Origin of the sequence: Mucilaginibacter sp., from assembly GCF_039935595.1 — a bacterium.
GTDB lineage: Bacteria > Bacteroidota > Bacteroidia > Sphingobacteriales > Sphingobacteriaceae > Mucilaginibacter.
In genome coordinates, this window is record NZ_JBDTJZ010000066.1 from 1 (window position 1) to 10,182 (window position 10,182).

The 10,182-nt window shown below is 40.6% G+C and carries 11 protein-coding genes; 3 read left to right on the forward strand and 8 right to left on the reverse strand.

Features of this window, described 5'->3' with window-relative positions; all coding sequences use genetic code 11:
- Positions 1 to 1,800 (reverse strand): M1 family metallopeptidase (locus ABI367_RS03805; protein ID WP_462230417.1); only part of this gene is annotated, 1,800 nt, incomplete at its 3' end.
- 82 nt (positions 1,801 to 1,882) lie between these two features.
- The gene (locus tag ABI367_RS03810) at positions 1,883 to 2,812 is read right to left on the reverse strand and encodes a Ppx/GppA phosphatase family protein (protein WP_462230419.1); all 930 of its coding nucleotides are present in this window, start codon (positions 2,810 to 2,812) and stop codon (positions 1,883 to 1,885) included.
- A gap of 48 nt (positions 2,813 to 2,860) precedes the next feature.
- Here ABI367_RS03810 and ABI367_RS03815 point away from each other — a divergent pair, with 48 nt between their 5' ends.
- A complete protein-coding gene (locus ABI367_RS03815; protein ID WP_462230422.1) occupies positions 2,861 to 4,255 on the forward strand; it encodes a Fic family protein in 1,395 nt (464 codons plus the stop codon).
- A gap of 47 nt (positions 4,256 to 4,302) precedes the next feature.
- On the opposite strand, the gene dnaJ is transcribed toward ABI367_RS03815, so the two are convergent.
- The 5 genes from dnaJ to ABI367_RS03840 form a co-directional block, all read right to left on the reverse strand.
- The gene (dnaJ, locus tag ABI367_RS03820) at positions 4,303 to 5,469 is read right to left on the reverse strand and encodes a molecular chaperone DnaJ (protein WP_462230424.1); all 1,167 of its coding nucleotides are present in this window, start codon (positions 5,467 to 5,469) and stop codon (positions 4,303 to 4,305) included.
- A gap of 152 nt (positions 5,470 to 5,621) precedes the next feature.
- Positions 5,622 to 6,191: a nucleotide exchange factor GrpE gene (locus ABI367_RS03825; protein ID WP_462230425.1), complete on the reverse strand. Its 570-nt coding sequence runs from the start codon at positions 6,189 to 6,191 to the stop codon at positions 5,622 to 5,624.
- A 119-nt stretch (positions 6,192 to 6,310) separates the two neighbouring features.
- Positions 6,311 to 6,994, reverse strand: coding sequence for a cell division ATP-binding protein FtsE (locus ABI367_RS03830; protein WP_462230426.1), 684 nt, complete (start codon positions 6,992 to 6,994; stop codon positions 6,311 to 6,313).
- Between the two features lie 4 nt (positions 6,995 to 6,998).
- Entirely contained in the window at positions 6,999 to 7,202 is a 204-nt protein-coding gene (locus tag ABI367_RS03835) for a fructose-6-phosphate aldolase (protein ID WP_462230427.1), read from the reverse strand.
- Positions 7,203 to 7,274: 72 nt separating this feature from the next.
- Positions 7,275 to 8,312 (reverse strand): acyl-CoA reductase, encoded by a 1,038-nt coding sequence (locus tag ABI367_RS03840; protein ID WP_462230428.1) that lies wholly within the window; start codon positions 8,310 to 8,312, stop codon positions 7,275 to 7,277.
- Positions 8,313 to 8,416: 104 nt separating this feature from the next.
- Between ABI367_RS03840 and ABI367_RS03845 the strand changes: the two genes are divergently transcribed.
- Together ABI367_RS03845 and ABI367_RS03850 are read left to right on the forward strand one after the other, a co-directional pair.
- Entirely contained in the window at positions 8,417 to 8,770 is a 354-nt protein-coding gene (locus ABI367_RS03845) for a 4Fe-4S dicluster domain-containing protein (protein WP_462230430.1), read from the forward strand.
- A gap of 100 nt (positions 8,771 to 8,870) precedes the next feature.
- Positions 8,871 to 9,632 (forward strand): C40 family peptidase, encoded by a 762-nt coding sequence (locus tag ABI367_RS03850; RefSeq protein ID WP_462230432.1) that lies wholly within the window; start codon positions 8,871 to 8,873, stop codon positions 9,630 to 9,632.
- Between the two features lies 1 nt (position 9,633).
- Here the strand turns inward: ABI367_RS03850 and ABI367_RS03855 are convergent.
- The coding region (locus tag ABI367_RS03855; RefSeq protein ID WP_462230434.1) for a WD40 repeat domain-containing protein at positions 9,634 to 10,182 on the reverse strand (549 nt) is incomplete at its 5' end.

Genomic DNA, 10,182 nt, shown 5'->3' on the forward strand with positions numbered 1-10,182 from the left:
CGTAAATGGCATAGCCATAGCCTCTTTATTCACCACAACCGCTTCCACACCACCGTCTACCTGTTTAGCACTACTTACTGCTATATCCAGTTTGTAATTGTTATAAAACCAGCCTTTCCAAAACCAACCCAGATCTTCGCCTGCGCCGTTATCCATCGACCTGAAAAAATCGTCCGGCTGGGGATGCTTATAGGCCCACTGTTGTATATAGTTTTTAAAAGCGTAATCAAACTTGTTTTTGCCCAAAATTTGCTCGCGCAGCAATACCAAACCAAAGGCTGGTTTAAAGTAGGTTATGGGATGGCGGTATTTTTCGGCTATGGCATCGGGGGCGGTCATGATGGTTGGCGCCGCCGGGTCAGTAATTGACGGGATGATCTCATCCGCGGGGTTACCGCCGCCGGGCGCGTATTCGCCATCGCGTTTGGGCGCGTACTCGCCTTTGTTAAATACATCAGATGCATATACGTCAATAAAGGTGTTAAAGCCCTCGTCCATCCAGGCATAGCGCCGCTCGTTCGAGCCTACAATCATCGGGAACCAATTATGCCCTATCTCATGCGCTGTTACCCAAAACAATTCTTTGCCTTTATCAGTAATTCCATCGAAAATAATTCCGGGGTATTCCATGCCGCCGGCAATACCGGCCTCATTTATAGCTACCGGATAGGGGTACACAAACCATTTGGCCGAAAAGTATTCGATGGCCCCTTTTAAATACTCGGTTGACCTGCCCCAGGCTGCATTGCCCGAACTTTCAACAGGGTAAACCGACATAGCCAGTGATTTTTTACCGCCGGGCAGGTTAACTCTTGCGGCATCCCATATATAGGCCTTTGACGCGCCAAAGGCTACATCGCGGGTATTGTACATTTTAAAATGCCAGGTAAGTGTGCCTTTATTAACAGGACGGGATGAAACGTTTAACTCATTAGCGCGTCTTATCATCACCGTTTTATCGCTGCCGCGAGCCTCGCTTAAGCGGGCTATTTGTTTGGCGGTTAATACTTCGCTGGGATTAACCAACTCGCCTGACCCGGCTACGATGATATCCCAGGGCACAGTAACCGAGTAATCAATATCGCCATATTCCAAATAAAACTCACCGCTGCCTAAAAAGGGCAGGGTATCCCAGCCTTGCGAGTCATCATACACACACATACGCGGGAACCATTGCGCAATTTCATATATCTTGCCATTTTTGGTGTCAACATAATCCGTACGACCACCAAATTTGCCGGGGATAGCGTAATTATATTTAATGAGCAGATTTATTTTATCGCCATTGGCAGCAAGGGGTTTGGTTAAACGTACTTGCATACGGTCGGCCGAAATAATATAATCGGCTTTTTCGGTTTTGCCGTTTTGTATAGTGTAAACCGATTCAATTTGATATCCCGAAGTATGCTGATCGGCGGCAGGTTGTTTGCCGGTTACAAAGTTTGAGCGTGCATCGGGTTTGTAAGTATTCTGATCAAGCTGTAGCCATAAATAGCTTAATTTATCCGGGCTGTTATTGGTATAAGTTAAATTTTCTGACGAGGTAAGGGTTTGCTTTGCTGTATCAATACTTGCTTTTAATATGTAGTCGGCACGGTTTTGCCAGTATTTTGGGCCGGGGTTGCCATTAGCAGCATGTGTATCAGTACCCCTGGTTTTATAAAATGATGGCGCGAATAAAGCGGCCGGGTTATAATTGGAACTTATGGTATCGTTAGCATTATTGCGGACACGGCGCTGTGCAGATGACGAAATTACAGCGAACAGACCTATCCCTAAGGCGATGTATTTAATTTTCATGAATGTCAGTTAAGTGGTAGCAATATACAAAATGCAGCTTGAAAGCCTTAGGAAGTTTTTAAAACTTCCTAAGGCTAAAAATTTATCCGAGCATATCCGCCACAACACCTTCTTTTAACGAATTGGTTGATTGCATAACCTTAGTAATATTCAATTTTTGCATAATATAGCGCGTTGCTATGGATGAAACCACGATCATGTCTACCCGGACAGGTATAATACTTTTATTGGATGCACGCTCTCCGTGTGATGATTGGATAAGGTAATCGGTGGTTTTGATCAGTTCGTCGTTATTAAAGGAATAATTCTTTATTTTTTTGATGTCGAAGGTGGTATTTCCCTTGGTGGCCTCTATCACCTCGGCAAACGTATCAAAAGCCCCGGACGAGCCTACCAGGTAATCAATCTGATAAGCTTTCATCGCATTAAATAAGTCGGCCAGGCGTTCATCTAAATAAGCTTTAAGGGTATTTATGGCATCCGGTGTAATAGGGTCAATTTGGTGAAACTGATCCATTAACCGCGCCGCGCCCAGTTCAAAGCTTTGTTTCCAAAGTATCCCATCCTGGTTACCCGCAATAAACTCTATACTGCCGCCGCCGATGTCCATTATCAATGAGTTTTTGTCAGATAAACAGCCCCCGGCTTTTACGCCCTTATAAATAAACCCTGCTTCCTCATCGCCATTAATGGTTTCAATACTGATACCGGTTTTTGCTTTTACATCATCTATAAATTGCTGCCCGTTTGCCGCACTGCGCAGGGCCGACGTAGCTATGGCTCTTATTTGCCCCACATCATACTTTAAAATATGCTCATTAAATTGCTGCATAGCCTTTACACCACGTTCAAACGCGGCGGGTTGTATAATGCCTTTGTTAATGCCGCCCTCGCCCAGTTTAACCGGGTCGGTAGATTTGAACAAAATAGTAGGATTCGCAGGATCACCTTCGGCAATAAGCAAATGAAAAGTGTTAGTGCCCAGGTCCATTACGGCTATTGGTTTACCCATATTAGAGAGATGTGTAGTACAGTAAAGATATTTTAATAACTTTAAAGTATGAACCTCAAATTAGAAAAAGAGTTTAGCAAAGCTGATATTTTAAAGGAAATAGACACTTTAAAGAAGCAAATTGATGATATGCGACCCTTAGCTGCTGATGTTGAGGGCAGGGTGATGCAGAAATTGCGATTGGACTGGAATTATCATTCAAATGCCATTGAGGGGAATAAGTTGAGTTATGGAGAAACCGTAGCTTTTTTAATGGAGGGTATCACAGCTAAGGGCAAACCGCTAAAGGATCATTTAGATATACGAGGACATAACGAAGCTATTTTATTTTTAACGTCGTTAGTAAAAGACTCTAGGCCCATTTCTGAATCAGAAATAAGATCATTACACAAGATGATTTTAGTTGAGCCCTACGAAGTAAAAGCGCAAACGGCAGAGGGACAGTCTACTACAAAACAAATTGCTTTAGGAGAATATAAAAAATCACCAAATCATGTAAAAACTGCTACAGGTGAATTACATTATTATGCTTCACCCGAAGAAACTCCTGCTAAAATGCAGGAATTAATGGAATGGTATATTGAGGCAACTAATAGTAAAATCCATCCTGTTGTAATAGCAGCTTTGTTCCATCATAAATTTGTGGCCATACATCCTTTTGATGATGGCAATGGCCGCCTGTCAAGAATATTGATGAACCTGATTTTAATGCAGGCGGGTTATCCACCGGTTGTTATAAAAATGGATGACAGGCAAAACTATTATTCGTTACTAAGTCGGGCGGATAACAATGATAATTGGCCGTTTGTAGAATATGTTGCGGAAAGAGTAGTAAGTTCCTTACAGCTTTATTTGAAAGCAGCCATGGGGGGGGATATAGATGAAGATGATGATATAGATAAAGAAATTGCTTTATTTAAAATGGATATTTTTAGTAAAACCAATTTAAAGGAGAGAAAAACAATAGCCAAATTGGAGGACATATTAAAAAATCAAATAACTCCATTAGCAAACAAGCTTAAAAATAAAGTGCAAGGTTTTGAGGATATTTTTTTTGATAAAAATTATACATTTGATTTTGATATAGGAGATTTTGGTGATGATGTATATGATTCATTAGAGGAATTCTTTTCTCCTCGCAGTTTTCCTTTTGAAACTCCAGAACAGTGGCCAACCGTTTTAGATAAAACTCAGTCGCTAAAAATTAGATTTACTTTCAAAAATTTCAAAAATTCAAGCCATGATTTCAGTGTTTCAAATTATGTCAAAATAATTTTTAACGAATATGATTTACAATATTTAAACATTGATGATAATGTAATTTTGAATAAATTATATCATGAAAAATTGACCGTTGTTGATCAACAAAAAATAATTAAAGTATTAATAGAAGATATAAAAAATAACATCACAAATGAATTAAAAAGCCCAAAATCAAAATGATTCCGGGCTTTAATAGCTTTCGCCTTTCAGCTTTATCCTTTCACCTTTTATTCAAAATATTCTTTCATCCGTTCAAAAAAGCTTTTCTCGTTTTTGCCCGGGTTAGGTTTAAAGTTAGGCGAGTCCTGTAATTTTTCTAAGATCTCGCGTTCTTCGCTGTTTAATGCTTTTGGTGTCCAGATGTTGATATGCACCAGTTGGTCACCACGATGGTAAGAGTTTACCTCGGGCACGCCCTTGCCTTTTAAGCGCAATATTTTGCCGCCCTGTGTTCCGGGGTCAATCTTTATTTTGGCTTTGCCGTCAATAGTAGGTACTTCAATGCTGGTACCTAAAGCTGCATCAATAAAGGTAATGTGCAGGTCGTATATCACATTGTTGCCATCGCGTTTTAAGGTTTCGTGCGGTATCTCTTCAATTAATATGATCAGGTCGCCCGGTACACCGCCCCTTGGCGCTGCGTTCCCTTTACCGCTCATGCTTAACTGCATACCTTCGCTTACACCGGCAGGGACGTTGATGCTGATAGTTTCTTCGCCGCGTACCACACCATCGCCATGGCAAACCGTACATTTTGACGTAATGGTACTGCCTTCGCCATTACAGGTAGGGCAGGTGCTGGTAGTTTGCATCTGGCCCAGTATAGTATTGGTTACGCGCCTTACAGCACCCTGGCCGCCGCAGGTTTTACAGGTTTGAAATGATGATTTATCTTTCGCGCCTGTGCCATCGCAGGTATTACAAAGTATTTGTTTGTTTACTTTTATTTTCTTTTCGGTGCCGTTGGCAACTTCTTCCAACGTAAGCCTTACTTTAATACGCAGGTTACTACCGCGCACTACACGCCTGCCGCTCTGGCCCTGGCGACCGCCTCCACCCCCAAAAAAACCTTCAAACGGACTGCCGCCGCCAAAAATATCGCCAAATTGGCTAAATATGTCTTCCATATTCATGCCGCCACCGCCGTAACCGCCGCCATTGGCCGACTGTGCATTGGCCGCATGACCAAACTGATTATAACGCTGACGTTTTTCGGGGTTGCTTAATACATCGTACGCTTCGGCAGCTTCTTTAAATTTTTCTTCGGCATCTTTATCGCCCTGGTTCTTATCCGGGTGATATTTGATAGCCATCTTACGATAAGCTTTTTTTATTTCATCAGCGTCAGCCCCTTTAGCAACACCAAGCACATCGTAGTAATCTCTTTTTGACATATTTTTTAATGTGTGAATTAGTGATTGAGTGAATTAGTGAATAGGTTATTCTCGTAATTCACTCAACCCAATTGCAATGTTATATATAAAATAAAAATTAGTAAACAAGTAAGTAATTCACTCATTCACTAATTCAATAAATCACTAATTAATTAAGCGCCTACCACTACTTTGGCAAAGCGTACAACGGTATCATTTAAATAATAACCTTTTTCCATTTCGTCAATTACCTTACCCTTCATATCATCAGTAGGTGCAGGTACATTGGTAATGGCTTCATGCAGGTCTGCATCAAACGCGGTGCCGATAGATTCCATCGGCTTTAACCCTTTTTGCGACAGGATATTGGTTAATTTGTTTTGAACCAACATAACCCCTTCTTTAACAGCATTAATATCCGTTGCTGTCGACATTGACTTTACGGCACGCTCAAAATCATCAAGCACCGGTAACATGGCCACTATAGTTTCTTTACCCGCAGTTTGCAGCAGGTCTATGCGTTCTTTAGTGGTACGCCTTCTAAAATTGTCAAACTCGGCATACAGGCGCAGGTATTTGTCATTTGCCAGCGATAACTCTTCTTTCAACAGATCCTCGGCAGATTTTTCGTCTAAAGTGGTTTCTGTTTGAGGCGTCTCGTCGTTATCCATATTGTTGTTCAAAGTTTCAGGTGTGTCTGAATCGTCTGTCTTTTTCTTTTTCAACATATCGTTAAAATTCATAGTAAATACGGCAAAACAAGTATCCTGCCATTGTTTAAAAGCCGACAAGCTGTCAGCGGAATAAATTTTTTCAGGTAGTGGTGTCAGTATTGACCGCTGATTTGTCTGATTTAGACAAACTAAGCTATTTGCACATCTTCCAACACTTTGCCGTTCTCGCATTTAATAATACGCGACGGGAATGTACGGATGATATGGTAATCATGTGTAGCTACAACTACGGCGGTGCCTGATTGGCTTATTTGTTTAAGCAGCAATACAATTTCTTCGGATGTATCAGGGTCGAGGTTACCGGTTGGCTCATCTGCCAAAATAATTTCGGGATCGTTTAACAACGCACGGGCAATAACCACACGCTGTTGCTCGCCACCTGAAAGCTCATGTGGCATTTTTTTAAGTTTTGAGCGAAGGCCCACTTTTTCTAAAACATCCAGTATTTTATCAGCAATTAGTTTGGGGTCGGTCCACCCGGTGGCGCGCATTACAAATTGCAGATTCTGTTCAACCGAACGATCGGTCAATAATTGAAAATCCTGGAAAACAATACCCAGTTTACGGCGTAAAAAAGGTATATCGTTATCGGTAATTTTGTTGAGGTCGTAACCACAGGCATAACCTGAGCCGGTATTGATGATCAGATCGCCATAAATAACTTTAAGCAAGCTGCTTTTACCAGAGCCCGTTTGGCCAATAAGCCAAACAAAATCGCTCTTATCAATATGCAGGTTAACATTTGACAGTACCAGGTGCTTTTGCTGAAAAACATCAACGCCGTTTAGCTTTATAATGGAGTTACCGATCATTTTATTATAGTTCTAATTTTAATATCTGGCCAAATGGCAGGTCCTTAACAATATTCATTATATACTCGGCTTTGTCGGCCAGCCCTGCTTTATCCAATGATTTTTCAGGGCGGTCAACCCTGAAATAGGCCAGCAAGGTAAATTTATCATCCCTTAGCTGTACATAGTCGGGTATTTTGGCAACGCCTTTAACTTTTATAATATACATTTTACAAGCGAAAAGCCTAAAGCAAAAAGCTCAAAGCATATTAAATTGATTGTTGCTTTAAGCTTTCTGCTTTTAGCTTTTACCTTCCTCAAAGGTATAAAGATTTGACAAAAAATCCATCGTATCAATACCATCGGCATAATCCCATAATGCAGGTTGCTGGCTCATGCCAAAATCAACCGTTTGGGTATTAATATTTAGTGGTAAAGCGCTTACCACACACTGTAATTTATCGCTTACCCCGTTAATAATAGCCTCTGCCGCTTTTATATCCTCATAATATTCAAAATATAAAACAGATAGGGGCGATACCCATCTGATGTCCTCTTTTACCAGTAAAAAGCCGTTATCTAAATGTTTATCGCCATTTACCAGGTAAATTGATTTATTGTAATCGTAATTGTTATGGTATTTATGATGATCGGCAATCACATAATACGGTTCTATGGATTCAAAAAAGAACGTAAAATCATAGCCTTGTGGTACCAGTAATTTAGATACATTACGGCAGCCTAAGCCATAATAGTCAAATATATCATGGCCCAGTTGGTATAACTGGGCTTCAGTTTCATTGCCTGTTAACACTGCCAGGCTATTACGATTTTTACGGATAATATGCGGAATCTTGCTGAAATAATATTCAAAATAGCGCGATGTATTATCGCTACCCGTAGCTATTACGGCATCAAATTTTTCAAGGCGGTCAACAAAACTATAGCTGCCGGCAAAAGCAGGTTCAAATTCTGTAAGTTTTTTTAGCAGATGTATTATTAGCCGGGCATCCTGTGCAGAGGCCTTAATAAGTGCAATATTGCCACTTACCAATACACATAATACATCGTGAAAGCCCACTAACGGTATATTGCCTGCTAATATTACTCCCACCTTTTTAGGGTCGTTATTGGTCAGGTTATACATGGTAAGCCAGTTGGTTAAGTTGGTTTCATTAAGCATTTGGCCAATGGCGTTAACCGCGCGGTTAACGTTAGCAGGGGTAAACCAGGCATTATATTGGCGTTCGTTGTTTATTATAGCCTGTAACTGCTCATCAGGATTTAATAAATATTGACCCAATTGTACAAACGCGCTTGCTGTATTTAAATTTGACATATATATGGTACAAGGATTTGAAACTCTTAAATCCTTTTTTTGTTATATTTGCACTTTATTAATACCGGCAAAGGTAACTTAGAATATAATATTATTTTAACAATATGGCGATTATAATCACCGATGAATGTATAAACTGCGGAGCTTGCGAACCCGAGTGCCCCAATAATGCTATTTATGATGCAGGAGCAGCCTGGCGTTTTTCTGACGGTACCGGATTAAAAGGCATAATTGATTTTGGCGATGGCGTAACATTAAATGCTGAAGAAACCCAAGGTGCTTTATCAGACGATATTTATTATATAGTACCTGATAAATGTACAGAATGTGTTGGTTTTCATGACGAACCGCAGTGCGCTGCGGTATGCCCGGTTGATTGCTGTGTAGATGATGAAAATGTACGCGAAACCAGAGAAGAATTGTTAGCCAAAAAAGAATGGCTGCACATGAACGAATAAAAATTATTTTCTTAATAGGAAAAAAGGGAGTACATTTATGTAGTCCCTTTTTATTTATAAACTTTTTGAAATTGTTTGCGTTTAAAAAGCTTACAACTTTATGGAATACGGTATTTGTAATCTGGCTATAATTCCTATGCGCGCCGATCCTAACGAGCGTAGCGAACAAGTATCGCAGGTGCTTTTTGGCGAAGCCTTTGAGATTTCTGAATGGCAGGAAAACTGGGTACATATAATTACCGCATTTGATAATTACAAAGGATGGATAGGGCGCTTGCAGTTTGCCATGCTGGGCCACCAGGACTATAAACGACTTATCGAAAAACCGCCGCTGTTAACCCGCAGGCCAGTAACACAAGCCTGGAAAATAGCCGATAACAGCGTTTTTTATTTGCCAATAGGCAGTTCGCTGTCGTTTTTAAAGGGCACAACCTGTTATATAAATAAGGAGAGATTTGAAATAATTGGACAGGCCGGCGACGATGAAGCATTAGATGTTGTTGCAAAAACGTTTATAAACACGCCTTATTTATGGGGTGGCCGCACCCATTTTGGGATAGATTGCTCCGGGTTTACGCAAGTGGTTTTTAGGTTATTTGGCATTAATTTAAAGCGAGATGCCAGTATGCAGGCCGATGGGGGCAGGGTAATCAACTCATTAGGAGATGTACGGCTTGGCGACCTCGCGTTTTTTGATAACGCCGAAGGTAAAGTAATCCATGTAGGTATTATGCTTGATAAAATGCATATTATTCATGCTTCCGGCAAAGTAAAAATAGATACGCTGGAAAGTAAAGGTATTTATTCGGAAGAATTAAAGCGATACACGCATAAGTTGAAATTTATTAAGCGCTACCTGTAAATCAAAAGGTAATATTCCAGATCATAACTGTTTTATCATCGCTGGTTGATATTAAGTTATTGTCATTCCAAACCAGTTTGTTGATTGATAAACGGTGCGAAGCATAGCCTTTTTCGCGACTGATGACTTTATACAATTTAAAATCGTCCGATCCCCAAATTTTAATGCTTTTATCCATGCTTGCGGTAGCAAAATAGGGCTCGGTAGGATGGAACGCAATATGATTTATAGCGAATAAATGTGCCGGGATATTCTGTATCAGTTCAAATGTTGTGGTATCCCATATTTTTAGCTGTGCATCCCGGCTGCCAGAAATGAGGTAATCTCCCATAGGAGAATATTGTAAGGAGAATACAGGCATAGTATGACCCTCAAGTGTAGCCAATAAAGTATAATCTTCCAGATCGTAAACCTTTACTTTGTTATCGCGGCAGCCAAAGGCTACCTGCTTTTCATTTGGCGATATACTGATGCACCGCACCGTGTCTGCCGATACGTTAATGGTATGTACTAATTGCAAAGTGTCCAAACTCCAAACCGATACAGTTCC

What these genes read in the sequence shown, in the direction of transcription:
- ABI367_RS03810 (WP_462230419.1), bottom strand. Translation starts at nt 2,812, where the DNA reads ATGGGTAAACCAATAGCCGTAATGGACCTGGGCACTAACACTTTTCAT.
- ABI367_RS03815 (WP_462230422.1), top strand. Translation starts at nt 2,861, where the DNA reads ATGAACCTCAAATTAGAAAAAGAGTTTAGCAAAGCTGATATTTTAAAG.
- dnaJ (WP_462230424.1), bottom strand. Translation starts at nt 5,469, where the DNA reads ATGTCAAAAAGAGATTACTACGATGTGCTTGGTGTTGCTAAAGGGGCT.
- ABI367_RS03825 (WP_462230425.1), bottom strand. Translation starts at nt 6,191, where the DNA reads ATGAATTTTAACGATATGTTGAAAAAGAAAAAGACAGACGATTCAGAC.
- ABI367_RS03830 (WP_462230426.1), bottom strand. Translation starts at nt 6,994, where the DNA reads ATGATCGGTAACTCCATTATAAAGCTAAACGGCGTTGATGTTTTTCAG.
- ABI367_RS03835 (WP_462230427.1), bottom strand. Translation starts at nt 7,202, where the DNA reads ATGTATATTATAAAAGTTAAAGGCGTTGCCAAAATACCCGACTATGTA.
- ABI367_RS03840 (WP_462230428.1), bottom strand. Translation starts at nt 8,312, where the DNA reads ATGTCAAATTTAAATACAGCAAGCGCGTTTGTACAATTGGGTCAATAT.
- ABI367_RS03845 (WP_462230430.1), top strand. Translation starts at nt 8,417, where the DNA reads ATGGCGATTATAATCACCGATGAATGTATAAACTGCGGAGCTTGCGAA.
- ABI367_RS03850 (WP_462230432.1), top strand. Translation starts at nt 8,871, where the DNA reads ATGGAATACGGTATTTGTAATCTGGCTATAATTCCTATGCGCGCCGAT.